Origin of the sequence: Arthrobacter nitrophenolicus (assembly GCF_045833485.1) — a bacterium.
Taxonomy (GTDB): Bacteria; Actinomycetota; Actinomycetes; order Actinomycetales; family Micrococcaceae; genus Arthrobacter; species Arthrobacter nitrophenolicus.
On sequence record NZ_CP174504.1, the window covers coordinates 896,709 to 922,548 of the forward strand.

18 protein-coding genes and 3 pseudogenes are annotated in these 25,840 nt (G+C 67.1%); 11 read left to right on the forward strand and 10 right to left on the reverse strand.

Annotated features, from left to right (window positions below; genetic code table 11):
- Nucleotides 1-52: 52 nt before the first annotated feature.
- From ACJJV6_RS04245 to ACJJV6_RS04260, 4 genes and pseudogenes are all read left to right on the forward strand, one after another.
- Nucleotides 53-2,071 carry a beta-galactosidase gene (locus tag ACJJV6_RS04245; protein WP_009356693.1) on the forward strand — a complete coding sequence of 673 codons (2,019 nt, stop codon included), beginning with the start codon at nucleotides 53-55 and terminating at the stop codon, nucleotides 2,069-2,071.
- A gap of 255 nt (nucleotides 2,072-2,326) precedes the next feature.
- A pseudogene (locus tag ACJJV6_RS04250) lies at nucleotides 2,327-2,614 on the forward strand (HNH endonuclease); the annotation flags it as partial.
- Nucleotides 2,615-2,742: 128 nt separating this feature from the next.
- A pseudogene (locus tag ACJJV6_RS04255) lies at nucleotides 2,743-4,049 on the forward strand (IS256 family transposase).
- A gap of 30 nt (nucleotides 4,050-4,079) precedes the next feature.
- Nucleotides 4,080-5,114, forward strand: a pseudogene (locus ACJJV6_RS04260) (HNH endonuclease); the annotation flags it as partial.
- 168 nt (nucleotides 5,115-5,282) lie between these two features.
- Here ACJJV6_RS04260 and ACJJV6_RS04265 read toward each other — a convergent pair.
- From ACJJV6_RS04265 to ACJJV6_RS04275, 3 genes are all read right to left on the reverse strand, one after another.
- Nucleotides 5,283-6,638, reverse strand: a complete 1,356-nt coding sequence (locus ACJJV6_RS04265) for an ABC transporter substrate-binding protein (protein WP_009358524.1) — start codon at nucleotides 6,636-6,638, stop codon at nucleotides 5,283-5,285.
- 275 nt (nucleotides 6,639-6,913) lie between these two features.
- Nucleotides 6,914-7,855, reverse strand: coding sequence for a carbohydrate ABC transporter permease (locus ACJJV6_RS04270; RefSeq protein WP_009358525.1), 942 nt, complete (start codon nucleotides 7,853-7,855; stop codon nucleotides 6,914-6,916).
- Entirely contained in the window at nucleotides 7,845-8,789 is a 945-nt protein-coding gene (locus ACJJV6_RS04275) for a carbohydrate ABC transporter permease (RefSeq protein ID WP_009358526.1), read from the reverse strand. Before ACJJV6_RS04275 ends, ACJJV6_RS04270 begins: the two co-directional genes overlap by 11 nt.
- 363 nt (nucleotides 8,790-9,152) lie before the next feature.
- Here ACJJV6_RS04275 and ACJJV6_RS04280 point away from each other — a divergent pair, with 363 nt between their 5' ends.
- Genes ACJJV6_RS04280 through ACJJV6_RS04295 form a run of 4 tightly spaced genes read left to right on the forward strand, consistent with a single transcriptional unit; the run spans nucleotide 9,153 to nucleotide 14,903 of the window.
- Nucleotides 9,153-10,448 (forward strand): sugar ABC transporter substrate-binding protein, encoded by a 1,296-nt coding sequence (locus ACJJV6_RS04280; protein ID WP_035753123.1) that lies wholly within the window; start codon nucleotides 9,153-9,155, stop codon nucleotides 10,446-10,448.
- Between the two features lie 42 nt (nucleotides 10,449-10,490).
- Complete coding sequence (locus ACJJV6_RS04285) at nucleotides 10,491-11,633, forward strand: acetylxylan esterase (RefSeq protein WP_407710013.1); 1,143 nt, start codon at nucleotides 10,491-10,493, stop codon at nucleotides 11,631-11,633.
- A gap of 31 nt (nucleotides 11,634-11,664) precedes the next feature.
- Nucleotides 11,665-13,737, forward strand: coding sequence for a DUF6807 family protein (locus ACJJV6_RS04290; RefSeq protein WP_407710014.1), 2,073 nt, complete (start codon nucleotides 11,665-11,667; stop codon nucleotides 13,735-13,737).
- Nucleotides 13,734-14,903, forward strand: coding sequence for a M24 family metallopeptidase (locus tag ACJJV6_RS04295; protein ID WP_407710015.1), 1,170 nt, complete (start codon nucleotides 13,734-13,736; stop codon nucleotides 14,901-14,903). Before ACJJV6_RS04290 ends, ACJJV6_RS04295 begins: the two co-directional genes overlap by 4 nt.
- 258 nt (nucleotides 14,904-15,161) lie before the next feature.
- Here ACJJV6_RS04295 and ACJJV6_RS04300 read toward each other — a convergent pair whose 3' ends face one another.
- From ACJJV6_RS04300 to ACJJV6_RS04320, 5 genes are read right to left on the reverse strand one after another with little or no spacing between them, the layout of a single operon-like run.
- Nucleotides 15,162-16,613, reverse strand: a complete 1,452-nt coding sequence (locus ACJJV6_RS04300; RefSeq protein WP_407710016.1) for an aldehyde dehydrogenase (NADP(+)) — start codon at nucleotides 16,611-16,613, stop codon at nucleotides 15,162-15,164.
- Nucleotides 16,614-16,644: 31 nt separating this feature from the next.
- Complete coding sequence (locus ACJJV6_RS04305) at nucleotides 16,645-17,748, reverse strand: mandelate racemase/muconate lactonizing enzyme family protein (protein WP_407710017.1); 1,104 nt, start codon at nucleotides 17,746-17,748, stop codon at nucleotides 16,645-16,647.
- Nucleotides 17,745-18,653 (reverse strand): 5-dehydro-4-deoxyglucarate dehydratase, encoded by a 909-nt coding sequence (locus tag ACJJV6_RS04310; protein ID WP_407710018.1) that lies wholly within the window; start codon nucleotides 18,651-18,653, stop codon nucleotides 17,745-17,747. Before ACJJV6_RS04310 ends, ACJJV6_RS04305 begins: the two co-directional genes overlap by 4 nt.
- Nucleotides 18,650-19,615: an NAD(P)-dependent oxidoreductase gene (locus tag ACJJV6_RS04315; protein ID WP_009358532.1), complete on the reverse strand. Its 966-nt coding sequence runs from the start codon at nucleotides 19,613-19,615 to the stop codon at nucleotides 18,650-18,652. Before ACJJV6_RS04315 ends, ACJJV6_RS04310 begins: the two co-directional genes overlap by 4 nt.
- 28 nt (nucleotides 19,616-19,643) lie before the next feature.
- The gene (locus tag ACJJV6_RS04320) at nucleotides 19,644-21,098 is read right to left on the reverse strand and encodes a Gfo/Idh/MocA family oxidoreductase (RefSeq protein ID WP_354177113.1); all 1,455 of its coding nucleotides are present in this window, start codon (nucleotides 21,096-21,098) and stop codon (nucleotides 19,644-19,646) included.
- Between the two features lie 366 nt (nucleotides 21,099-21,464).
- Between ACJJV6_RS04320 and ACJJV6_RS04325 the strand changes: the two genes are divergently transcribed.
- Complete coding sequence (locus ACJJV6_RS04325; protein ID WP_009358533.1) at nucleotides 21,465-22,499, forward strand: LacI family DNA-binding transcriptional regulator; 1,035 nt, start codon at nucleotides 21,465-21,467, stop codon at nucleotides 22,497-22,499.
- A 6-nt stretch (nucleotides 22,500-22,505) separates the two neighbouring features.
- Here the strand turns inward: ACJJV6_RS04325 and ACJJV6_RS04330 are convergent, their stop codons facing one another.
- Complete coding sequence (locus tag ACJJV6_RS04330; protein WP_035753132.1) at nucleotides 22,506-23,192, reverse strand: FadR/GntR family transcriptional regulator; 687 nt, start codon at nucleotides 23,190-23,192, stop codon at nucleotides 22,506-22,508.
- A 99-nt stretch (nucleotides 23,193-23,291) separates the two neighbouring features.
- On the opposite strand from ACJJV6_RS04330, the gene ACJJV6_RS04335 reads away from it, so the two are divergent.
- Nucleotides 23,292-24,629: an alpha-hydroxy acid oxidase gene (locus ACJJV6_RS04335; protein WP_009358535.1), complete on the forward strand. Its 1,338-nt coding sequence runs from the start codon at nucleotides 23,292-23,294 to the stop codon at nucleotides 24,627-24,629.
- A gap of 62 nt (nucleotides 24,630-24,691) precedes the next feature.
- Here ACJJV6_RS04335 and ACJJV6_RS04340 read toward each other — a convergent pair whose 3' ends face one another.
- Nucleotides 24,692-25,246, reverse strand: a complete 555-nt coding sequence (locus tag ACJJV6_RS04340; protein ID WP_407710019.1) for an ArsR/SmtB family transcription factor — start codon at nucleotides 25,244-25,246, stop codon at nucleotides 24,692-24,694.
- Between ACJJV6_RS04340 and ACJJV6_RS04345 the strand changes: the two genes are divergently transcribed.
- Entirely contained in the window at nucleotides 25,245-25,835 is a 591-nt protein-coding gene (locus ACJJV6_RS04345) for a hypothetical protein (RefSeq protein ID WP_407710020.1), read from the forward strand. The two genes, ACJJV6_RS04340 and ACJJV6_RS04345, sit on opposite strands and share 2 nt — an antisense overlap.
- Nucleotides 25,836-25,840 lie beyond the last annotated feature (5 nt).

Sequence of the window (25,840 nt, forward strand, 5' to 3'; positions counted from 1 at the left end):
AAACATCTGATGTTCCTCCCGGTTCCATCCCCGCAGCAGACATAGGAGTCCCATGACAATCCCGGCTATTTCCAGCCCGGCCAGCGTTTGGAACAACATCGAAGGCATCGCCTTCGGCGGCGACTACAACCCGGAGCAGTGGCCCGTCAGCGTCCGGCTGGAGGATCTGGAACTGATGCAGGAAGCCGGCGTGAATTTCCTCAGCGTCGGGATTTTCTCCTGGGCACTGCTGGAGCCTGTTGAAGGACAGTACGATTTCGGCTGGCTCGACGAGGTGCTGGACAACCTCGCCGGCATCGGGGTCAAGGTGGCCCTGGCCACCGCCACCGCTGCACCGCCCGCGTGGCTGGTCCGCAAGCATCCGGAGATCCTGCCGGTCACGGCTGACGGAACGGTGCTGGGACCGGGCTCGCGGCGGCACTACACGCCGTCGTCGGCCGTTTACCGCCGCTACGCCAAGGGCATCACCCTGGCGCTGGCAGAGCGGTACAAAGACCACCCGGCACTGGCACTCTGGCACGTGGACAACGAGCTGGGCTGCCACGTCTCCGAGTTCCACGGCGAGGAGGACGCGGCAGCATTCCGCGGCTGGCTGGAGCGCCGTTACGGCAGCATCGAGGCGCTGAACGCGGCGTGGGGCACGGCATTCTGGAGCCAGAACTACGCATCGTTTGAGGAGATCCTGCCTCCCGGCGTCGCACCCAGCACACTGAACCCCGGCCAGCAGCTGGACTTCCAGCGGTTCAACTCCTGGGCCCTGATGGACTACTACCGCGGCCTCATGGCCGTCCTGCGCGACGTCACCCCCCACGTTCCGTGCACCACCAACCTGATGGCTTCGAGCGCCACCAAGGCCATGGACTACTTTGACTGGGCCAAGGACCTGGACGTCATTGCCAACGACCACTACCTGGTGGCCGCGGATCCGGAACGCCACGTCGAACTCGCGTTCAGCGCGGACCTCACCCGTGGAATCGCAGGCGGCGACCCGTGGATCCTGATGGAACATTCGACGTCGGCCGTCAACTGGCAGCCGCGCAACCAGCCGAAGATGCCCGGCGAAATGCTGCGCAACTCCCTCGCCCACGTGGCCCGCGGCGCGGATGCCGTGATGTTCTTCCAGTGGCGGCAGAGCTTCGCCGGATCGGAGAAGTTCCACTCCGCCATGGTGCCGCACGGCGGGCGGGACACGCGCGTCTGGCGCGAGGTGGTGGACCTGGGCGCCGCCCTCAAGCTCCTTGAGCCGGTCCGCGGTTCACGGGTGGAGTCCCGGGCCGCCATTGTCTTCGACTACGAGGCCTGGTGGGCCAGCGAGATCGATTCGAAGCCCAGCATCGACGTCCGGTACCTGGACCTGCTGCGCGCCTTCCACCGCTCGCTGTACCTGCGGGGCGTCGCTGTTGACATGGCGCACCCATCGGCGCCTCTGGAGGATTACGACCTGGTGCTCGTCTGCACGCTGTACTCGGTGACCGATGAGGCCGCCGCCAATATAGCCGCGGCGGCTGAGTCCGGTGCCACGGTTTTGGTCAGCTACTTCAGCGGGATCGTGGACGAGAAGGACCACGTGCGGCTGGGCGGCTACCCGAGCGCCTTCCGGGAACTGTTGGGAGTGCGGGTGGAGGAGTTCCATCCCCTGCTCGAGGGTTCCCGGCTCAAGCTGAGCGACGGGTCCGTCTCCTTAGTGTGGAGCGAGCACGTGCACGCGGTGGACGCCGAAACGATCCAGACCTTTACCGAATACCCCCTGGAGGGCGTCCCGTCCCTGACCCGGCGGGCGGTGGGCAGGGGCGCTGCCTGGTACCTGGCAACCTTCCCCGACCCGGACGGCATCGAGGCTGTGGTGGACCGGCTCCTTGCCGATTCGGGCGTCGCACCCGCCGCCGTGGCCGACCCCGGCGTTGAAGTGGTGCGGCGCCGCGCTGCCGGTGGCGGGAGCTTCCTGTTCGCCATCAACCACACCCGCTCCGGCGCGTCTGTGCAGGCTTCGGGAAGGGACCTGCTGACAGGTGACGCCTTCTCGGGAATTGTGCCTGCCGGCGGAGTGGCTGTGATCGCCGAGGAGGCCTAAGGCTTCTTCTACCGGTCCGGCAGACCGCGACGGCGGCGCCTATCTGGCGCCGTCGTCGCACCATATCCAGGGGTACTTCCCGGTTTCCACATAGCAAGCTGGCGCCTCTCTTTTGTCACACCCTGCTGGAAGACTTTGTTCATGGAAGCGGTTGGAGCGTTGGCAGGGATGTGGTCGGGGCGCGGTGGTGTCCCGACGATCGCCGATGCCTTGGCGGTTCTGGCTGCTGTGCCTGTCGCCCCTGAGGGGCCGGGGATGATTGACCAGTTGCGGCAGCTGGAGGATGTGAAGTCCCTGGCCGCTGCCCGGCAGGCCGAGATCACTGTCGCCTTTGATGGGTTCCAGCGGCGGGTCCAGGCCGCGGCCGGTGTCCCGGCCGAGGAGCAGGGCGCCGGGGTGGCTGCCCAGATTGCGCTGGCGCGGCGGGAATCCCCCGCCAAGGGCGGACGGCTTTTGGGTACGGCGAAAGCCTTGACGGGGATGCCGCGGACGTTCGCCGCGTTCCGGTCCGGGCAGCTGAACGAGTGGCGCACCACTTTGGTCGGGGGTGTCAGATTGTTTGTGTAGGAGAGCTGTAGTCGCTGGATGATTGGAGAATCATTGTGGCTATGACGAAACCCCGTGAAGAGCTCGCGGAGGATCTGGCCCGTCGTGCCGCCGAGGCCGGCAGCATGGACGCGTTGAAGGCTTCTGGTGCGTTCGATGAGCTGATGGCGCAGATCGATTCAGGCCAGCTGGAGCTCGATGGCAAGGATGGCTTCATCCAACAGCTGATCAAGGTTTCTCTGGAACGCGGATTGCAGGCCGAGCTCTCCGGGCATCTGGGCTATGACAAGGGCGATCCGGTCGGCCGCTTCCTGCCCAACTCCCGTAACGGGTCATACCCGAAGACGCTTGGGACTTCCGCCGGGGATGTGGATCTGGCCGTCCCGAGGGACCGCGACGGGTCGTTCACCCCGCGACTGGTCCCGAAAGGCGCCCGCCGCACCGGAGGCCTGGATGACATGATCATCAGCCTTTACGCCGGCGGAATGACGGTGCGGGATATTGCCCATCACCTGGAATCGACGCTTGGGACCGAGCTTTCACACGAGACGATCTCCAAGATCACCGACGCGGTTCTGGATGAGGTCATGGAATGGCAGAAGCGGCCTCTGGAGCCGCTGTATCCGATCCTGTATCTGGACGCGATCGTCATCAAGGTCCGGGACGGCCACCAGGTGCAGAACCGTGCCGCGCACATCGCCGTGGGCGTGGACATGGAGGGCATCAAGCACGTCCTGGGCATCTGGGTCGAGGCGACCGAGGGTGCGAAGTTCTGGGCGGGGGTCTGCGCCGAACTGGCCAACCGCGGAGTGAAGGACGTGCTGATTGTCTGCTGTGACGGTCTCACCGGTTTCCCCGAGGCCATAGCCGTAACGTGGCCGGCCGCGACCGTCCAGACCTGCGTCGTGCACCTGATCCGGGCCTCGAGCGCTTCATCGGCTATCAGGACCGCAGGAAGGTCGCGTCCGCGCTGCGGCCGGTTTACACCGCACCGACGGCCGAGGCCGCGCAGGACGCCCTGGACGCGTTCGAGGCCTCGGACCTTGGCAGGAAATATCCTGCGACTGTCCGGACCTGGCGCAACGGCTGGGAGAAATTCATCCCTTTTCTGGCCTTTCCGCCGCCGGTGCGGCGCATCATCTACACCACGAACGCGATCGAGTCGCTGAACTACCAGCTGCGCAAGATCATCAAGAACCGAGGGCATTTTCCCAACGATCAGGCGGCCGTGAAGCTGCTCTGGCTGGCCATTTGCAACATCGAAGACAAACGCGCCAGCGACCGCGCCAAGCTCGAAGGCAAGGCCCGGGAGAACCGTTCCAAGACGGTCAACAAACTCATCGAAGGAACCGCCACGCAAGGATGGAGCGAGGCCCTTGGCGTCCTCGTCCTGAACTACCCCGACAGACTCGGACCCTACCTCAACCGATAAGACTCAACCTCACTTACACAAACAACTTGACAGGCTCCTTTGGTCGTGAAGGAGACAGCCTGCCTGACCGTGGAGGACCGCATGGCGGTGGACGAGGAACTCGCCGCGGACACCGGCGCCCTGGACGGGGCCGGGGACCGCGCCATCATCAACGCCGTCCGCGCGGCAGCGTACCGGCGTGACCCCCGGTCTGTCGCGCGACGGGCGGCGCATGCGGTGACGGAGCGGACGGTGTCGTTGCGGCCGGCGCCGGATGCGATGACGTACCTGACCGCGCTGCTGCCCGTCGCCCAGGGTGTGGCCGCCTACGCCGTGCTGGTCCGGGAGGCCGATGGCGCCCGGGCGGGAGGGGATGAACGGTCCCGGGGGCAGGTCATGGCCGACACCCTGGTCGAACGCGTCACCGGCACCCGGGCCGGGATCACGGGTATCGACCTCCAGGTCGTGATGACGGACCGGGCCCTGTTCCAGGGCGACAGCGAACCGGCCAGGATCCCCGGCTACGGCATCATCCCCGCCGAAACCGCCCGCACCCTCCTCTTCAACACCGAACGCATCGGTACCGAAGTCCATGACAGGCAGGACCTGGCCCTCTGGATCCGCCGGCTCTACACCGCACCCGGAACGGGCGAGCTTGTCGCGATGGACTCCCGGGCGCGGCTCTTCCCGGCCGGGCTCAAACGGTTCCTCCAGGTCCGGGACGACACCTGCCGCACGCCCTACTGCGACGCGCCGATCCGCCACCACGACCACATTCTCAGCTGGGCCAACGGCGGAACCACCACCGCAGGCAACGGCCAGGGGCTTTGCGAGGCCTGCAACCACACCAAGGAAACCCCCGGCTGGTCGGCAAAACCACTCCCGCTGCCCGGCCTCCGGCACACAGTCGAAATGCGCACCCCCACCGGCCACACCTACCACTCCACCGCACCGCCCTTGCCGGGAACACCCTGGTCAGCTGTGGATCTGTGGGCCATCCATACTCGCAGCCCTGGATCACTACCGCCTCCTGCGGCGGTGAAGAACGGGGTCCAGGTGCTGGGACGGGTCATCCAGCCGGCATGACCTTGACCTATCGAGCATCACTCACCCACAAACAGCTCCGTCTTAAACAGCTCCGTCCCGGAAGGAACCCGTGGTTCCTGCCGGGACGGTGCTGCCACCCGCCGTCGGACGCTGTGGGCGGAGGAGGCTTCCACCCAACTGTCCGGAGCCGTGTTGGCGGTGTGGGGTCTAGCTGCTGATGGCCGACTTCATTTCGTCATGGGCCTTCTTGCCTGCTTCTTGCGGGGACAGCCGTTCGAAGAGGACTTCCGAGGTGTACCGCTTGATGATCTCCTGGATGGAGCCTGCGCCCTTCGGCGGCGGTGCCGGAGCCTCGCCAAGTTCATCCTTGATCTGGTCGATGAACTTGACCACCTTGACGTCGGCGGGGGTCAGCTTGGGCTCGATGGCTGCCCGGACTTCGGAGTTCGGGTAGACACCGCGGTCGGCCAGGAGGGTTTCGCCGGCCTTGACATCGTTTGCCAGGAAGTTGATGAACTTGGCCACTTCCTCAGGGTGCTTGGTGCGTGAGGAGGCTGACCAGAACTGGGATGCCTTGTACCAGAGCCCGGCATCGGCGGCGTCACCGGTCTTGGTGGGGAACCGGAGGATCTTCAGGTCGCCACCGGAAGCCTTCTCCAGTGCGGGTGCCTGGTTGGACCACCAGAAGGCCAGGGCGTTCTTGCCCGTTGCCAGTCCGCTCTGGTCAAGCGGCGCGGCTTCGGCCTCAACCACCTCGGATGCGGTCGGCACCGCCTTGTTCTCGCTCAACTGCTTCAGGTTGGCCCACCAGCCGGCGATATCGGCGGGCTCAAAGCCCAGCTTTCCATCAGATGTGTAGAGGGACTTTCCGTCCTGGCGGAGCCAGACACCCAGCGAGGCCTCGTCGGTGCCGTAGGCTGCAGCACCGTAGGTGCCCTTGGGCGACTTCTCCGTGATTTCGGCGGCGATGCGGCCGAAGTCCTCCCAGGTCCAGGTGGAGTCATCCGGCAGCGGAACGCCGGCGGCCTCGAAGACAGCCGGGTTGGCCAGGATGGTGGCGGCATTGATGCCGGCGGCAATGCCCGTCAGTCCGTCTTCGCTCTTGCCGGCGTTCAGGGCGGCTTCATCTAGCTTGGAGGTGTCAATGTCGTACTTCGACAGGTCCAGGAGGGCGCCGCGGCTTGAGTACTCGGTGATGTACTTCTCGTCCATCTGGATGATGTCCGGGGCGTCATTGGCGGCCACCTGGGTAGCCAGCTTGTCCCAGTAGCCGCTCCAGTCGCCGAACTCCGGCTTGATCTTGATGTTCGGGTTCTCGGCCTCGAACTTCTTGATGGCTTCCTGGGTCAGCTGGGCGCGCTTGTCGCCACCCCACCACGAGAAGCGCAGCTCAACAGGGCCGTCGTCACTTTGCGCACTTCCTCCGCCGCCACATGCACTGAGGGCCATGACGACGGCGGCGGCCGCGGCCACCACGCCGGTCTTGCGGATGCGGCGGGCTGCGCCGGAGGATGAATTTTCTGCCTGCCTCTCAGCAGATGCAGAACGGGGGAAAAACGGCACTTGGTACTCCGATCTTCGTTGATCTTGATGCTGGGGATTTGTGTGGGAATCGGTTCCGCTCTGCAGGATACGAGGGAACTGCATCCGGCGCCGGGAAAACGCTTTCTGCATCTAATGCTACAAGTGTACGACTTGTAATACAAGACATTGGATGGGGAGTTTTCGAAAGTCCGCCGGGACGGCCGAACGGCCCGCCACGGGGACGGGCCGTTCAAATGTGATGCCGGCGCCGGGTGCAGAACCACGGGTTATGGGGTTCTGCGGCAGGGCTGGGCCTACTTGATGCCGGTGGTGGCGATGCCCTTGATGAGGAACCGCTGGCCAAACAGGAAGACCAGGAAGACAGGCAGGAGGGAGACGATGGACATGGCGAACAGCGATCCCCAGCTGGTGGCGGACTGGGAGTCCACGAACGCACGCAGGGCCACCGGCACCGTGAACATATCCGGGTCCGTGAGGTAGATCAGGGCGCCGAAGAAGTCGTTCCAGGTCCAGATGAACGTGAAGATGGTGGTGGTGGCCAGGGCGGGCACCATCAGCGGCAGGATGACCCGCAGGAAGATACGCGGGTGGCCGGCACCGTCGATCCGGGCGGCCTCATCGAGTTCGCGGGGAATACCGCGGATGAACTGGACCATCAGGAAGACGAAGAACGCGTCCGTGGCGAGCAGCTTGGGCACCAGCAGCGGCCAGAAAGTGTTCACCCAGCCAATCTGCGAGAACAGGATGTACTGCGGAACGATCACCACGTGGAAGGGAAGCATGATGGTCAGCAGCATGATGCCGAAGAACAGCTTCTTCCCCGTGAACTGCAGCCGGGCAAAGGCGTAGGCGGCCATGGAGCAGGAAATCAGGTTGCCCAGGATCGAGCCGATCACCACGATGGCCGAGTTGATCATGTAATGCCCGAACGGGTGGGTCAGGGCGGACCAGCCGTCCGTGTAGTTGCTCATTTCCAGGCTGTTCAGCCACAGGCCCGGCTCCCGGAAGATCATCTCGTTGGGACGGAGCGAGGAGACCACCATCCAGAGGAGTGGGTAGATCATCAGGCCGCCGGCGAGGATCAGGATGCCGTGCTTCATCAGCGACTTGCCGCGCTGGGCCCGGCTGAAGGCCAGGGTCCCGCGGGATTCACGGGGCTTGCGGTGGTTCGTAGGCTTACCGGCGTTCCCGGACTTCTTGTCCGAGGCGGGCAGCGTCTCCAGGTTAGTCGTCATAGAAAACCCAATACTTAGAAGCGATGAAGTTGATGGCGGTGAAAACACCGATGATGACCAGCAGGAACCATGCCATGGCCGACGCGTAGCCCATATCGAACTGGCCGAAGCCCTTTTGGTAGAGGTACAGCGTGAAGAACATCGTGGAGTCCGAAGGACCGCCGTTGCCGCCGGAGACGATGAACGCCTGCGTAAACGACTGGAACGAACCGATGATCTGCAAAACCAGGTTGAAGAAGATGATGGGGCTCAGCATCGGCATGGTGATCCGCCAGAACTGCTGGAGCGTGGTGGCCCCGTCCACCCTGGCGGCCTCGTAGTACATGTGCGGAATCTGCCTCAAGCCTGCCAGGAAGATGATCATGGGGGCGCCGAACGTCCAGACGTGGAGCAGGATGATGGAGCCCAGGGCGGTGCTGGGGTCCGAGATCCAGCCCGGGCCCTGGATGCCGAACATCGCCAGGACCTGGTTCACCAGGCCGGTGGTGCCGAAGATCTGCTTCCAAAGGATGGCCACAGCCACCGAACCGCCCAGCAGGGACGGCAGGTAGAACACCGAGCGGTAGAACGGCAGTCCGCGCAGGCCCTTGTCCAGGACCAGGGCGATCAGCAGTGCGACGGCGAGCTGCAGCGGAACGCCGATAAAGACGTAGGTGAACGTCACACCGAGCGAGTTGTGCAGCCGGGCATCGGTCAGCATCCGGGTGAAGTTGTCCAGCCCGGTCCATTCCGGCGGCTGAAGCAGGTTGTAGTCCGTGAAGGACAGGTAGAGGGACATCAGCATGGGGCCGATGGTGATGGCTACCAGGCCAACCAGCCACGGCAGCAGGAAGATGTACGCGGCTTTGTTGTCGCGGCCGTTCGCCTTCTTCTCCTCGGCAGTGGCTTTGCCCTTCCGCCGGGACAGAGTACTCAGTTCACTGATGGCGCTCACTGCAGGTGCCCCGTCGGGTACGGGCCGGCTGCGGCCGGCTGAAGTGCCGGACGCAGGGCCCTGGGTATGTGCTTCGCGGCCATGTGGTCTCCTTTGGTCATCGTGGCCTCCACGTTTTTGTCATCGCGGTGCGATGGTTGCGGGCACCTGTGGCGCCGGTTGTGAGGGCGAATCCGCAGAATCTGCGGAATGCGCTTGCCGAGCGCCGCCCGCGGTGCTGGATGAAAAGCGGCTCGCTACCAAAGTAAACGGTTTCTTGACTGATGTATAGCCCTTTGCTAATTTTTGAGAAAGCGTTTTCTGTAACCGGCATCACTCAACTCTAGAACAGTAGCTATGGAACACCAGCAAGGGGGCAGGACCATGAAGTTCGTTCGCAAAAGGTCAGTACTAGGAGTGGCGGCAGCCACCGCCAGCCTGGCCCTGGCCCTGACCGGCTGCGGCAGCAGCCCCCAGGCCGGAAAGGTGGGCACCGAAGAGGACCCGGTGACCATCCGCTTCGCCTGGTGGGGCAACGACTCCCGTGCCAAAACGACACTCGAGGTCATCAAGGACTTCGAGGCCGCCAATCCCACCATCAAAGTCCAGGGCGAGAACACCGAGTTCAGCTCCTACTGGGACAAGATGGCCACCCAGATTGCCGGGGGAACCACTCCTGACGTCTTCGCCATGAGCGGTTCCTACCCGAGCGAGTACGCCTCCCGCGGCGTGCTGCTTGACCTGGACACAGTAAAGGACCAGCTCGACACGTCGAAGTTCGCTGAAGGAACGGTGGACCTGGGCAAAATCGACGGCAAGCAGTACACCATCACCGCGGGCGTGAATGCCATGTCCATGGTGCTGGACCCCACTGTTTTCGAGGCAGCCGGCGTCCCCCTGCCGGATGATGAAACCTGGACCTGGGACGATTACGTCGACATCGCTGCGGAGATCACCGCAAAGTCTCCCGCCGGCACGTTCGGCACCACGCCGATGTCCAACGACTCCTTCGTTGCCGTCTGGGCCCGCCAAAACGGCGAGGAGCTCTACACGGAGGACGGAAAGAAGATGGGCATCAGTGAGGACACGCTCACCAAATGGTTCGAGCTCAATAAGAAGCTGATGGACACCGGCGGAGCGCCCTCGGCTTCGCAGACGGTGGAGGACGGCTCGGCCCAACCCGAGATGACCCTCATGGGCCAGGGCAAGCAGGCCATGAAGATTTCCTGGAGCAACCAGATGACCTCCTACTCCGGCGCTCCGCTGATGATGGTGAAGCTTCCCGGCGAAAGCAAGGCTCCCGGCACCTGGCTCCGCTCTTCCATGGAATACGCCATCTCCGCGAAGTCGCCGCAGTCCAAGGAAGCCGCGCTCTTCATCAACTACCTGGTCAACAACATGGACGCTGCCAGCAAGATCAAGAGTGACCGCGGCATGCCCGCCAACACCGAGCTGAAGGCCGGCATCACGCCCCTGCTGAAGGAAACCCAGCAGAAGGAAGCCGCCTACCTGGACCGGATCGCCGAGATGAAGATCGATCCGCCGAAGCCGTTCCCTGCGGGATCCTCCGCCACCATGGAAGTATTGAACCGTTACAACACCGATGTCCTTTTCGGGAAGGTTTCCGCGCGGGACGCCGCCAAGGGCGTTATCAACGAGGTCAACTCGAACCTGGGCTGACCATCCCGGCAGCACCGGCACAATCAGGAAGGAGGCAGGCCAGTGGAGACCGCTGCACGCCCCAGCGCCATCGGCGGGTTCGAGGACTGGCCTGCCTACATCCGCGAACAGCCACGCTTCGCCGCTGCGACGCCCGGCCGCCAGGAGCTTGCTGACGCGTTGGGAGTTCCAGGCACGTCCGGCACGCCCCGTGTGACGGTGGAGTGGGAGAAAACGTACGACGGCGTCACCACCTCCCAGCTCAGCTGGCAGTTGGGGTTCGGGCCGAGAACCACGGGCTGGCTGGTGAGGCCTGCCGGCGAACCCAGCGAACTGCCCGGAGTCCTGGCGCTCCATTGCCATGGCGGCAACAAATTCGGCGGGGCCGACCGGCTGGTCGAACTGCCGGACAACCACCCGTCCGCTGCCGCTGCCCGGGCGGGGCATTATGACGGCCGTGCCCTGGCAACAGAGACCGCCCGGAAGGGATTCGCCGTCCTGGCGCACGACACCTTCGCCTGGGGCAGCCGCCGCTTTAACCTCTCCACCCCGCCCTGGCGGACCGCCGCCGCGCTCGAGGCGTGGCGGGCGCAACGGCGGCAGGACGGCGTCGTGCCTTCGGCAGCGGATGATTACAACGCCGCGGCGGGATTCCACGAGGAAACGGTGGCCAAGACCGCAGGGTTGCTCGGTACCAGCCTGGCTGGCATGGTGGCCCACGATGACCTCGCTGCGCTGGACGTCCTCGCGGACCTTCCCGGCGTGGACCCGCATCGGTTGGGCTGCCTCGGTTTCTCCGGCGGCGGCGGACGGTCCCTGGCCCTCGCCGCACTCAGCCCCAGAATCAAGGCGTCGGTGGTGACCTGCATGATGACGACGTTCGAGTCGCTCCTGCCGGCCTACCTGGACGCCCACTCCTGGCTGCTGCAGACGCCCGGACTGTGGAAGCTTGGCGACTGGCCCGAACTCACAGCCCGCTCGGACGCCTCGTTCCTGGTGCAGTACGCCCTGGCCGACGAACTCTTCCCCGAAGAGGGAATGCGCGAAGCCCACCGGATATTGGAGCGGCTGCACGCTGCAAGCGAGGGCACCGCAACCCCATACACGGGCAGCTTCTGGCCCGGCGGGCATGTGTTTTCTGCCGCCATGCAGGAAGAAGCCACAGAGTTCCTGGCCTCGACTCTCGCCCTCAAGACATACGCCTAATCCCTCAACACCCAGCCTGCAAGGATCCTTGATGACTCAACACTCCGCCACTGCCGAACACGGCCACAGCATTCCGGGTGCCGCGCCTGTTCCGGCTGCCGTTCCGCGCATCGCCCTGGTGGGCGTCCACGGCTTTGGCGAGCGGCACCTGGCCAACCTCGCCCGGCTGGAAGAGGCCGGCGTCCTGGAACTTGTGGCGGTGGCTGATCCCAACCCTCCGGCACCTGGCCGGCTCAAGGACTCGGTAGCCGTCTTTCCCGATTTGGACAGGCTGCTCGCCGCCCAATCCGCTGCCAACGCGCCTGCCGACGTCGTCATCCTTGCCACCCCCATCCAGACGCACGCGCCGCTGGCACTTGCCGCCTTGGGCGCAGGCATGGACGTCTACGTGGAAAAGCCGCCGGTTTCCTCGCTGGCCCAGTTCCAGGAGGTAGTCGCCGCAGCGGACGCCGCAGGGCGGCTGGTCCAGGTGGGTTTCCAGAGCCTCGGCTCGCAGGCCCTTTCTGCCATCCGCAGCCTGGTGGAGTCTGGTGGCATCGGCGACGTCCTGGGCTTGAGCGCCAAGGGCCAGTGGGTTCGGACCAAGGCATACTTCAGGCGCTCCCGCTGGGCAGGAAAGCGGAGCCTGGACGGCACCGACGTGGTGGACGGCGTGGCCACCAACGCACTCGCCCATGCCGTCGCCACGGCACTGCACCTGGCCGGCGCACACACGATGGCGGATGTCGCCGCCGTGGAAACAGACCTGTACCGGGCCCACGACACCGAGAGCGATGACACCTCGGTGATCCGCGTCCGCACCGCGCAGGGAGCCACCCTCCTCTGCGGCCTGACCCTCTGCGCACCGGAACAGCTGGATCCCTCGGTGACCGTGCACGGCACCCTGGGCGAGGTGACCCTGTTCTACACGCGGGACGAGGTGGTCATCAGCACCCCCGACGGCGAGCGCCGGGAGGCCTACGGCCGCACGGACCTGCTGGAAAACCTCCTCGAGGCCCGGTCCACGGGCGCGCCGCTGCTCTGCTCGGTGCAGGATACCGGTGCGTTCACCACTGTCCTGGAAGCCATCCGCACCTCCCCCGCGCCGCAGGCCATCGGGCCGGACCACATCACCTGGGAGGGTGCGGGCGACGACGCGCACCCCGTGGTGCACGGCATCGCGGACCTTATCGAGCGTGCATCCAAGGCGCAGGCCACGTTTGCCGAGCTCGGGGTCCCCTGGGCCCGCCGGCTTCCGCCGGTCCGGAGCCTGACCGTCGACGGCACGGCCGTGGCGGATTACCAGGACGGCAGCCACCTCCGCGCGGTGTCCTCCCCCCGCCCCTACCTACACCCGGTCCGCACGCTCGGCGGCACCGCGGTGACGGACCACCAGCCGCAGGACCACGTGTGGCACCTGGGCGTCGGGGTGGCGCTGCAGGATGTGGACGGCGTCAACTTCTGGGGCGGCCGCACCTATACCCGGGAGACGGGCCAGTACATCTGGCGGCCGGACCATGGCAGCATCGCCGTCACCGAAACGCCGGTTGAAGAGACCGCCGCTGTTTCCGGCAGCCCGGGCAGGCTGCGGGAACGCCTCAGCTGGAACGGCCCGGACGGCGCCCCGGTCCTGGCCGAGGACCGCACGTGGACCTGGGCCGGCGTCGGCGCCTCCGTCTGGAGCCTTTCCCTTGAGTTCGCCCTGTCCCCCGCCGGGAGCAAGCCGGTCAGCCTGGGCAGCCCCGGATCCAACGGCCGCCACGAGGGCGGCTACGGCGGCTTCTTCTGGCGGCTGCCGGAATGCCGGGACGCCACTGTATGGACGCCCGCCGGCAGCGGCGAAGCCGGAGTGCATGGCAGCGTGACCCGCTGGCTCGCCTGGGCAGGAAAGTTCGACGGCGGGAAGGACGCCACCCTGGTTTTCGTGGCGCCCCACGACGCCACGGACCCATGGTTCGTCCGCGTGGACGGCTACCCGGGCGTGGGCCAGTCACTGGCCTGGGACGCACCTGTCATCGCTGAACCCGGCAAACCGGTACGCCGGAAAATCACCGTCTTTGTGGCCGACGGCATCCTGGCCACATCCGATATCGACGCTTTGATCAACCAGGGGGACCCCGCATGACCCAGACAACCGCCGCAGCCGCCCCGCCGGCAGTCCCGGCATCCGCCACCGGCCAGGCCGGTTTCACGGGCGCCCGCGACGCCCGGGTTGCGCCCGCCTCCGCCGCAGACCGGGAGGTCAAGCGCCGCCGGGTGCTGGACATCCTGGATGCCGCCGGCCGGGATTCGCTGCTGCTGACCACGCACACGGCCCTTACCTGGTACCTGGACGGCAGCCGCGTCCACATCAGCCTTGCCGGCGACCCCATCGCCGCGGTGCTGGTGGACCGGACGGGCGACCACCTGGTGACCTTCAACAACGAGGCCGCGCGCATTGCGGCCGAGGAACTCCCGGCGGGCGTCTCCCTGCACACCGTCCCCTGGTACGGGAACCTGCACGAGGCTGCCGCCGCCGTCGGAACGTCCGCAGCAGCCGGGCAGCAGCCACTGGCCGAGGCTGAGGTCGCGGCCGAACTGCGGGCCGCGCGCCAGAAGCTGCTGCCGGGCGAAAGTGCCCGGTATGCCCGGCTCAGCGCTGAGCTGGCGGCGATCATGACCGATGTGCTGTCCGCAGCCCGGCCGGACACCACCGAATTCGGGCTGGTTTCACAACTGGCGGAGCGTGTGGTGGCCGCGGGGGCCGAGCCGCTGGTCCTGCTGTGCAACGGCAGTTCCCGGAGCGATTTCCGCCACCCGCTGGCCACGCACTCCCCCCTCGGCCGGCGCGCCATGGCCGTGGTCTGCGCCCGCCGCGACGGGCTGGTAGCCAACATCACCCGCTGGGTGCGGTTCGACGCCGGCACCGCCGAAGAGCGCGACGCAGAGGCCCGGATCGCCGCGGTGGAGGCGGACATCTTCGATGCCACGGTCCCCGGCGCGCGGCTGGACCGGATCTTCACCGAAATCAAGGCCGCGTACGTCCACCACGGCTTCGGAATGGACCAGTGGGAACAGCACCACCAGGGCGGACCGGCCGGGTACGCCGGACGTGACCCCCGCGTCACGTCGTCCGCCACCGACACCGTGGTCCTGGGCCAGACCTTCACCTGGAACCCGTCCGGTCCCCGGGTGAAGATCGAGGACACCGTGCAGCTCACCGAATCCGGGCTGCAGGTCCTGACGGTCGACCCCCGCTGGCCTTCGACGGCGGTCAACGGGCTGCAGCGCCCCGTGACGCTCCAGCTCTGACACAAGGTGGCAGGCAAGAAACCCCGGAGCCGAACGACTCCGGGGTTTTTCTCTGCCTGACGGCCGCTATCGACGCGCAAACCCACTGTCGACCCGCGCGTATTCTGGCGCACCCCATATTTGGGCGCGTCAGGGAATCTCCGCATCGGAGGAAAATTTGCGCGTCGCCAGCGAAAAACGCTCCCTCAGTTGTTACCGGAGCCGCGGTAACAACTGAGGGAGCGTTTGTGCTCGTCCCGTATTAGGTGAGAGAGCGTTTTACGGAAGCACCAGCTCCCCGTCCACGCGGCGCGGGATGCGCAGCGGGTTCTCCTCGTGCAGGGCGGGGTGCAGCACGGATTCCGGAGCATCCTGGTAGGCGACAGGGCGCTGGAACCGGCGGACCGCCGTCGCACCTACCGAGGTGAACAGCGACGTGGTGGCCGGGTACGGGCCGCCGTGCTGCTGGGCCCAGTTCACTGCTACGCCGGTGGGCCAGCCGTCGAACAGGACCCTGCCGGCACGTTCGGAGAGCTGCTCCACCAGCGCGTCGATGTCCTCGCCCGGCTGGGCATGCAGGGTAGCCGTGAGGCTGCCGGGCACCTTGGCCAGCACCGCGGACAGCTCGGCCTGGTCCGTGTATTCGATCAGCATGGTGGTGGGGCCGAAGCACTCCTCCAGGAGCTGTTCGGGCCGTTCCAGCACCGCGGCCGCGGAGGTGGAGAAGACCACGGGCGCGGCACCGTTGGCGGCGGCGTCCTGGTCCACGCTGCCGCTGACCACTTCAACCCCGGGCACGGACGCGAAGCTGCGCAGACCGTCGGGGTAGGCCTCGGCGATCCTGCTGGTCAGCATGCCGGCGGCGGGCTTGTCCTTGCTCGCCTCGGCCACTTCCTGCGCAAAGGTTGAACCCGCCGGGATGAAGACGAGGCCGGGCTTGGTGCAGAACTGGCCGGCCCCAAGGGTGAAGGAGGCGGCCAGTCCGGCGGCGAGCCGGCCGCTGCGTTCGGCCAGTGCTGCCGGGGTGATCACCACCGGGTTGAGGCTCCCCAGTTCCCCGTAGAACGGGATCGGGTCGGGGCGGGAGGTGGCCAGGTCGAAGAGGGCGCGTCCGCCCGGGATGGACCCGGTGAAGCCCACCGCCTTGATGGCCGGGTCCTGGACCAGGGCGGTGCCCACTTCCCGGCCGCTGACCAGCGCGAACAGGCCTTCGGGCGCACCCGCGGCACGCAGCGCCCCGGCCACGATCTCCGCTGTGCGCTCCGACAGCCGCAGGTGGCCCGAGTGGGCCTTGACGATGACGGAGCAGCCCACGGCCAGCGCGGAGGCGGTGTCGCCGCCGGCCACCGAGAAGGCGAACGGGAAGTTGGAGGCCGAGAAGACGGCCACCGGCCCGATGGGACGCAGGATGCGGCGAAGGTCCGGCCTCGGCGGGGTGGCAGCCGGGTCGGCGTGGTCGATGACGGCTTCCAGGTAGGAGCCCTCCGTGATGACCCGGGCGAAGAGCCGCAGCTGCCCGGTGGTCCGGGCGACCTCGCCGGTCAGGCGGGTGCTGCCCAGGCTGGTCTCCTCGTCTGCGATCTCCACCAGTTCGGCGGCGTTGGCGTCCAGCGCATCAGCGACGGCGGTGAGCCAGCTTGCCCGTTCGGCATCGGAGGCCGCGGCGGAGATCTTGGCTGCTGCCGTGGCAGCCGTGGTGAGTTCGGACAGGGAAAGCGTTGCAGTTGTCACGTCGGATACCTGTTCGTCGTATGGTTCATGGTTACAGCCCGTCCCGGAACCGGAAGCCGAGCCCCGGCTGGCCGGAAAGCGCCACGCGGCTGTCGCGGAAGCGCACCGGCGAGGGCCCGTCCAGGATGCCCAGTTGCTCGAATGATGCTTCCTCGACGTCCTCCACCAGGGTGGGTTCGGCCAGGGTGAGCGCCAACTGCCCGGAGAGCTCCGGAAGCAGGTGGGGCATCACCCGGATGCTGTTGGTCCGGGCCAGTTCAACAATCCGGCGGAACGGGGTGATCCCGCCGACCCGGATGATGTTGGGCTGGATGATGTCCACCGCCTCCGCCTCTATGAAATCGCGGAAGCGGTAGATGGTGTGCAGGTTTTCGCCGAGGGCAATCGGAACCGGGGAATGCTTCCGGAGCCGGCGGTAGGCCCAGAGGTCGTCGGCGCGAATGGGCTCCTCCAGCCATTCGAGGCCGAATTCGGACAGGACATCCAGGGCCCGGAAGGTGGTGGGCAGGTCCCAGCGCTGGTTCGCGTCGATCATGAGTTTGCGGTGCGGGCCCAGGACGGCGCGGACAGCCTGCACCCGTTCGTAGTCTTCGCGGAGGTCCGGCTTGCCCACCTTGATCTTGACTGCCTGGTGCCCGGCAGCCACCCAGCGTTCAGCCTGGGCAACCAGCTCGTCGAGCGTGTAGTGCAGGTTCACCCCGGACCCGTAGACCTCGGCGGATTCCTGCCGCTGGCCGATCAGTCCGGTGACGGTGGTTCCCGCCTGCCGGGCCTGCAGGTCCCACAGGGCCAGGTCGGCGCCGGCCATGGCGATGGTGGTGAGCCCTCCCCCGCCGGCTTCGTGCAGGCGCTTCCAGAGTGCATCCCAGACGGCCTCCGGCTGCGCGGGCAGCCCTGTGACGAACGGGGCGATGTCGTACTCCAGCAGCGCCTTGACCGCCTGCGGCCCAATGGTGGGCGTCCAGGAAAAACCATGCCCCGCACCGCCGTCGTCCGTCTGGATCTCGGTGACGATCACGTGGTTTTCGGGCGCCTCGGCACCCCAGTGCCGCCGCAGGGGCACCGTGAGGAGCCTGCTGCTGAGCCCGGTGATCCGCGGAATTGTACGGACGGCCTCGGTTGCGGGGGCACTCATCGGCGTCCGGCCAGCTCGTAGCCCCTGGCGAGGATGGCCTTGAGCTCCAGTTCCTGGTCCTCGGTGGGGTCCACCAGCGGCGGGCGGACGGAGCCGACAGGAAGGCCGCCCAGCCGCAGCCCCGCCTTGATCAGTGACACGCCGAAGCCAGGGGTCTGGTCGCGGAGGCGGACCAGGGGCGCGTAGAAACCTTCGAGCAGGGCGTTGCGGCGTTCCTCGTCCCCGGAAACATAGGCGTCGTAGTAGGCCTTGGCGATTTCCGGGGCCATGGCGAAGGCAGCGGAGGAGTACAGCGGGATGCCGAGGCCGCGGTAGGCGCCCTGGGTCAGTTCGGCGGTGAGCAGGCCGTTGAAGAAGGCGAAATCTTCCCGGCCGGCGGCCTTGACGGCGGAGACGATCTCCTGCGCCAGGCCAACGTCGCCCAGGCCGTCCTTGAAGCCGATGACCTTGGGGTTTGCTGCCAGCCGTGCCATGGAGGCGGCGGTGAACTTGGCGTTGCCGCGGTGGTAGACGATGACGGGCAGGCTGCTGGCCGCCGCCACGGCCTCGATGTAGGCAACGAGCCCGTCGGTAGGACCGGTCACCAGGTAGGGCGGCAGCACCAGGAGGGCATCGGCCCCGGCTTCCTCGGCCGCGCGGGCGGCGGCGAGGGCGTGGCCCAGCGGTCCGCCGGCTCCGGCGACAACCGGAACCTGACCGGCCACAACCTCGACGGCGGCCGCCACCACGGTGCGGACCTCGTCGATGCTGAGGGCATGGAACTCCCCGGTGCCGCAGGCGGGGAACACGCCGCCGGGGCCATAGGGCAGCCGGGAGCTGATGTGCTCCTTGAGCAGTTCCGTGTCCACGGCGCCTTCGGGCGTGAACGGGGTGACGGGGAAGAAGAGTACGCCGTCGAAATTCATGATGTCTCCTTGGCTCCAGTGCCGGCAGTCACCAGCGTGGAGGTCTCGTCGTTGAGGGTGGGATGGGACTTGAGTTCTGAGCGCCAGCTCCGCTTGGGCTGCCAGCCCAGGAGCGCCTGGGCCTTGGCGATGGAGAAGGCGGGGCTGGTTCCGGTGAGGCCCGCACTGAGCGCCTCGCTGCCGGGCAGGAAGCGCGGCATGAGGTCCGCCAGGGGCGCCGTTGCCAGTGCATCCGCGGCCCCCACGAAGAAGGTTTCCCCGTTGGGAATGGACTCCATCTTCTGCAGCAGCAGGTCCAGGAAGTCCGCCACGTCGCGGGCGTCCACGTAGTTGAACAGGGCCGGGGCGGACAGGGCGGGATCGGCCAGCCGTTCAGCCAGCGTGTGGCCCTGCTGCGTGGGCGCTCCCTCCCATTCCTCGGGTGAAATCACGAAGCAGGGACGGAAGGCCGCGTAGCGGATCCTCTCCCCCTGCGCCGCGGCGAACATCTGCGCCGTCTGTTCCGCGATCAGCTTGGACAGCGCGTAGGCGTTCCACGGTTTCGCCGGTGTCCGTTCGTCGAGCGGGAACGACGGCGGAAGCCAGCCGGCGGGTGAGCCGTAGCCCAGGACGGTGGGGCTGCTGGCGGTGACGATCTTCGGCACCCCGATTTCCGTCGCCGCGCTGATGACGGCGAAGGCGAGCCGGGTGTTCGTGCTGAAAATGACGTCCTCCGGCGCGCTGAAAGGTACGGCGATGGCTGCCAGATGGATGACGGCGTCGGGCTTGGTCTCCCGGAGCAGGCGCTGGGCCTCACCGGGTGCCAGGAGGTCCGCGGTTTCCTGGACGGCGCCGGCCGGCAGCTGGCCGGCGGGCACGGCGTCGCGGTCCACCGAGATGACGTGGTGGCCGGCTTCGGCGAGCCCCGCCACCACGCTGCGTCCCAGCCGGCCGGAGCCGCCGGTCACAAAGATCCTGCTCATGGTTGTTTCCTAACGTTCAGGGCAGGGGCTAGGCGCCGCGGCGGAGGTCGACGCCGAGGTCCAGGTCCTCGATGCGTACGGGCAGGGATGACTCAAGGGACCGGTTGCCGGCGATGCCCACCGACACGGAGCGCAGACCGTCCAGGTAGCCCGAGGGCCGGCCCAGCGGGTCCTCGCCCGGGCCGTTGAAGAGGTCCGAGAGCAGGAGCTCGTCGCCGCCGCCGTGGCCGCCTTCACCGTTGACGATCGGCACCTCGTAGGCTGCTTCCCAGTGGCGCTGGACCACCAGGCGTTCACCGTTGCGGCGGATGGCGTCGTCTTCCTCGATGGGGGTCGCGCTGGGATCCACCACCGTCTTCTTGTCCGTGCTGGACGTGACGGCGGCGCGTTCCACCACTTCCAGTTCCGCGCGGCCCTCGGTGCCGTTGACTGCCACCCGGTAGCCCTCCCAGGGGCTGTGGGCGTTCAGCGAGTAGCTCAGGCGCGGACCGCCCTGGTACTCGACCACCAGAGCGAGGTTGTCCTCGATGGTGATGCCGCCGGTGAAGACGTCCTGGTCGCGGCGGTAGCCGTCGTAGTGCTCGTTGTCCAGGAAGAGGGCCTTCAGCCGCTCGTCCTCGCGCAGGTCAAGCGTGAACGGGTCCTTCTCGGCGGCGGCCGGTGCGTCGGCGGCGGGAGTGCCTCGTTCCGGGCGGGGGCCCAGGCCGCGCTCCGCCGCGTTCTTGTCGCCATAGAACTTCAGGCCGCCCGAGGCGAAGACCCGCTGGGGAACGTCGTCGATCCACCAGTTGACGAGGTCGAAGTGGTGCGAGGCTTTGTGGATCAGCAGGCCGCCGGAGTTTTTCTTCTCGCGGTGCCAGCGGCGGAAGTAGTCCGCCCCGTGGACGGTGTCCAGGACCCAGCTGAAGTCGATGGAGGTGACCTTGCCGATCACGCCGCTCTGGATGATCTCCTTGAGGGCGCTGTTGCGCGGCGAGTAGCGGTAGTTGAAGGTGACCACCACGTTGCGGCCGGCCTCCTGCACGGCCTGGGTGATGCGGCGGCAGCCCTCGGCGTCGATCGTGAGGGGCTTTTCGACGACGACGTCGGCGCCTGCCCGGAGGGCCTCCACGATGTAGTCGGCGTGGGTGTAGTCCGGCGTTGTCACCACTACGCGGTCGATGGCGTTGGCCTGGATGAAGGCGGTGAGGTCGGCGGGATCGAACGATGCGACCGGACCCGGCGCGCCCAGTTCCTGGATGAGCTTCTGGTAGAACTCCACGCGGCCGGGGTTCACGTCCGAGAATGCCACCAGCTCCGCCGTCGAGGCGTAGTTGCCAAAGATGGCGCGGATGTACATTTCCGAACGCCCACCGGTGCCGATCAGGGCGATGCGGGCCCTGCCGCCGTTGCCCGGAGCAGCGGCTGCGGAGGTGGCGGTGCCGGCGGCAGCACCGGCACTGGAGACCGTGGCTGCTGAACTCGACTCGGCTGTGTTGACCATGGGGGTCCCTTTCGAAGGCTCAAGACGCGGCCGTTCTGGCGGCCGTTCCGTGGAGGTGGCCGGCGGACTGCTGCACCGGCCTGAGAAAGCGTTTTCTCGGTTCGCTATATGATTTGTATCAACAGCAGCCGGTATCCGTCAACCATTCTGGCTGCTGGAAGAAAGCGTTTTCTGTTGCAGTACCGCGCGGCAGCCCGTGACCGCCGGGAAAATCGGCGGGAAAACACGGGAAAAGGATAGAAATCGGTTTCCCGCCGCGTTATATGCTGTCATTCAGGACACCGCCACCAGACGGCCGGGCACTGCGGCCATTCGCCGCGGAACGGCCCAGGGCCAACAGGCCTGTGGCGCTAAGGAAGGGTCGCTATGGTCAGGAAGTCTGCATCCGGCAGGATCGGCATCGCGGATGTCGCCGCGAAGGCGGGGGTTTCGCATGCCACGGTGTCCCGCGTCATGAACGGCAACTTCACGGTGGATCCGGACATCGCGGCCCGCGTCCGGGCCGCTGCCGCCGAGCTGAAGTACCAGCCCAACCCGGTCGGCCGAAGCCTGGCCCTGGGCAAGACCGACACCATCGGGATCGTGGTTCCGGACCTCGCCAACCCCACCTTCCAGGCCATCCTGCGCGGACTCAGCCGGGCCGCCGCCCAGGACGGATACCGCGTCCTCATCGCCGATTCCTTCGAGGTCTCCAGCGAGGAGGCCATCCTGGCCGGTGAGGCCCGCCGTCGTTGTGACGGCCTGGTCCTCTGCGCACCCCGTATGACGGACGCCGAACTGGAGGAGATCGCCCCGTCGCTGCATCCCCTGGTCCTCATCAACCGCACCACCGCAACGGCCGGGGTTCCCAGCCTGGTGGTCGACTACGGCCAGGGGGTGCAGGACATCGCCGAACACCTGGTGGAACTGGGACACACCCGCCTGGCGTTCCTTGCCGGGCCGCCCCGCAGTGCGTCGAACGGCCTGCGGCTCCAGGGCCTGGAGTCCTTCAAGGCCGCCCATCCGGACGTGGAAGTGATCATGCTCGAGGGCGGCTCGGACTTCGATACGGGACACGGGGCCGTGGACGCCGTCCTGGACAGCGGCGCCACCGGAATCCTGGCCTTCAACGACCTCGTTGCCATGGGCCTGATGAGCGGCCTGCATGAACGCGGGCTCGACGTTCCGAACGATATCTCCGTCACCGGCTTCGACGATATCCCCTTCGCCAAATACACGACGCCGGCCCTCACCACCGCCGCGGTCCCCATCACCGAACTGGGCGAGCAGGCCTGGCAGCAGCTGCGCGCGCTCATCCGCAAGGAGCAGAGCGACACCCCTGGCAGCCGGTACCAGCCCCGGCTCGAAGTGCGCGCCAGCACCGGCCCGGCCAAGGCCGCCCGCAGCGCGGTCCACGGCTAAGCGACCCTACGGGCGCAGCCCGGCCTCCTTGTAGTACCCCTCGATATGTGCTGCCACCAGCTTGGCCGCCAGCGCGCCGTCGTTGTTCCGGATGGCCGCCAGGATGCCGTGGTGCTCGTCCCTAAGCCGGGACACCGTGGCGGCCCAATCCGGAAGGTTGGACGTCAGTTCTGCCGCGTACCCCTGGATTGACTCCCGGAGCGAACCCATCATGGCGCTGACCACCGCGTTGCCCGCCGCATCCGCAAGGGCGAGGTGGAAACGCACGTCAAGTGCCAGGAAGTCCGCCACCGGAAGGTCTTCTGCGGCCATGCCCTCAAGCAGCGCCGCGGCCTCGTCCAGTTCGGGCGCGTCCGGCCGCGCCTTCGCCACCGCCCAGGACTCCAGCAGCACGCGGGTCTCCACGATATCCGCCACCGGCAGGTGCTGGGTGGCCACGTGGAGCCGCAGTGCGGAGCCGAGTGCCGCCGTCGGATCGGAAATGACCACCGTCCCGGCCTCCGGCCCGGAGCCGACGCCTGCCCGCACCACTCCCAACGCTTCCAGGATCCTGATGGCTTCCCGGACGGAGGTCCGCGACACCCGAAGCTGTTCGGCAAGGCTGCGCTCGGCCGGCAGCCGGCCGCCGACGGCCAGCCTGCCCGCGGAGAGCTCATTCTCGATCCAGGACAGGACAAGCTGGTGGGTACGCATGCACCCATGGTAGTTGATGTGGTTGGACCACATGGCCTACAGTGTGGTTAGACCACAGAAGGTTCCGGAACCGGACCTGCCGGCCCAATGGAGGACGCCATGACCCACACCATCCAGCCCAACAACCCGGAGACAACGCCCGCGCCGGATGCCACGGACGTCCCCGCCGCGCCGGCACAGACTTCCCCGGCGCCGTCGTCCGCCATTCCCGCTGCCCTGAAGCGCCGCATCCCCAAGTACGCGGACCTCGCGCCCCTCATGCAGTTCAAGAAGCCGGAGTTCAGCAAGGAAGCCCGGCTCAAGCGCGCCAGCACCATCTGGGAACTCCGGGACATCGCCAAGCGCCGCACGCCGCAGGCACCGTTCGACTACACGGACGGCGCGGCCGAAGAAGAAATCACGCTGCGCCGCGCCCGCCAGGCGTTCCTGGACATCGAGTTCCGCCCCGGCATCCTCCGCAACGTTTCCGCCATCGACCTCAGCACCGGGATCCTGGGCAAGCCGTCGCGGCTGCCCGTGGGCATCGCCCCCACCGGCTTCACCCGCATGATGCAGTCCGAGGGCGAGTACGCCGGTTCGCAGGCAGCCGAAGCGGCAGGCATCCCCTACACCCTCTCCACCATGGGCACGGCCTCCATCGAGGACGTGGCAGCCGCCGCCCCGAACGGCCGCAACTGGTTCCAGCTGTACCTGTGGACGGACCGTGACCGCTCCCTGGAACTGATCGAACGCGCCGCCAGGGCCGGCAACGACACCCTGATGGTCACGGTCGACACCGCCGTGGCCGGCGCCCGCCTCCGCGACGTCCGCAACGGCATGACCATTCCGCCGGCGCTGACCCTCAAGACCGTCCTGGATGCGTCCTACCGCCCGGCCTGGTGGTTCAACTTCCTGACCCACGAGCCGCTGACCTTCGCCTCGCTGTCCCGCTACACCGGCACGGTGGCCGACCTGATCAACTCGATGTTCGACCCCACCCTGACGTTCGAGGACCTTGACTGGCTGCGCGAAACCTGGAAGGGCAAGCTGGTGGTCAAGGGCATCCAGACCGTTGAGGACGCCCGGCGCGTGGTGGACCACGGCGCCGACGGCATTGTCCTGTCCAACCACGGCGGCCGCCAGCTGGACCGCGCGCCCATTCCTTTCCACCTGCTCCCGGAGGTCAAGCAGGCCTTCACGGCTGACAACACGGACGCGGCCATCATGCTGGACACCGGCATCATGAGCGGCGCGGACATCGTCGCCGCCCTGGCTCTGGGCGCCGACTTCACCCTGATCGGCCGCGCCTACCTCTATGGCCTGATGGCCGGCGGCCGTGCCGGCGTTGACCGCACCCTGCAGATCCTCGAGAAGGACATGGCCCGCACCATGGCGCTGCTGGGTGTCAGCCGGATCTCCGAGCTCACGCCGGACCACGTGCGGCTGCTGGGGAAGTAGGGGCCGAGCCGGTGGTTGAGCCTGTCGAAACCCGGGTTTCGACAGGCTCAACCACCGGTTAACTACTTCTTCCGCCCGAACTTGGGGAGGTTTGCCAGCAGGTCGGCCGCGCGGGTGGCCGCACGGCCCACGGTGCGTCCGATCTGCTGGGGAACGCTGTCATCGCTGAGCGGGGTGGCGGTACCGCCAGGGATGACGACGGCGGGACTCAGTTCCGCGCCGTCGGGCGCCAGAACGCCTTCGGAGACGGCGCCCGCGGCGACGGCTTCGGGCGTTTCCCCGCCGGCGGCTGCTGCTTCGCGGGGAGCGGCGGGCTGCGCCGCGGCCTTTCCGGACGTGCCGGCCGCTGCCGGGGACCCGACGTCGAACGTTTCAAGCCAGCTGGCGATACCCTCGAGGGGCTTGCGGTTCAGCGCGTAGTACCGCTTTTGGCCCTGGGCGCGCATGCTGACCAGCTGGGCTTCGCGCAGGACCTTCAGGTGCTTGGAAATGGTGGGCTGGCTTGCTGCCAGTTCCTCCACCAGTTCCCCCACGGCCTTGTCCCCGGAACGAAGGGACACCAGAATGTCCCGCCGGGTCGATTCCGCAATGACGGCAAATACGTCGTCTGTCACCATGCCTCCCACCCTAGCGACATATACGCCGAAAGGCATCAACTATTTCGGCCCCGCAGCGGCCTATTGCCCGCAGCCCCTGCCGGTGCTAGAACACAGCATGGACGTCCTGCGCCGGCACCTGTTCAACATCATCGCCTTCGTGTTCCTGGCCCTCTTCGTGGCGGTCTGGGGCACCGTTCTGCTCCGCGTCGGGTTCTGGGTGCCGGACGGGCGGACAGTGGCTCCGCCCCTGAACGGCGCCTTGGTGACGGCGGCGGGTGTCCTGGCGACGTCGCTGAGTTCATTGACCGCATCCGCGCTGGGGTTCACCATCGCCGAGGTCCGCCAGGCCGAGGCGTCCGGACCCGCCGGCCGTGCCGCGGCGCAACGCACCATGCCGTTCGACCCTGCAGAAGTGGCAGCCAGGCTCTCCGGCCGGATCATCGCGGCCATAGTCGTCTACCTGGCGGTGGGGCTGCTGGTCCTGCTTCTGTGGCTGGGCAAGGGAACGGCCTCCACGGACCTGATCGGTGCGTTCGCCTTGTCCCTGCTGGGATGGCTGATCGGCGCGGCGGGAGTGGTCTTCCAGACCGAAAAGACCACCGCCTGATGCAG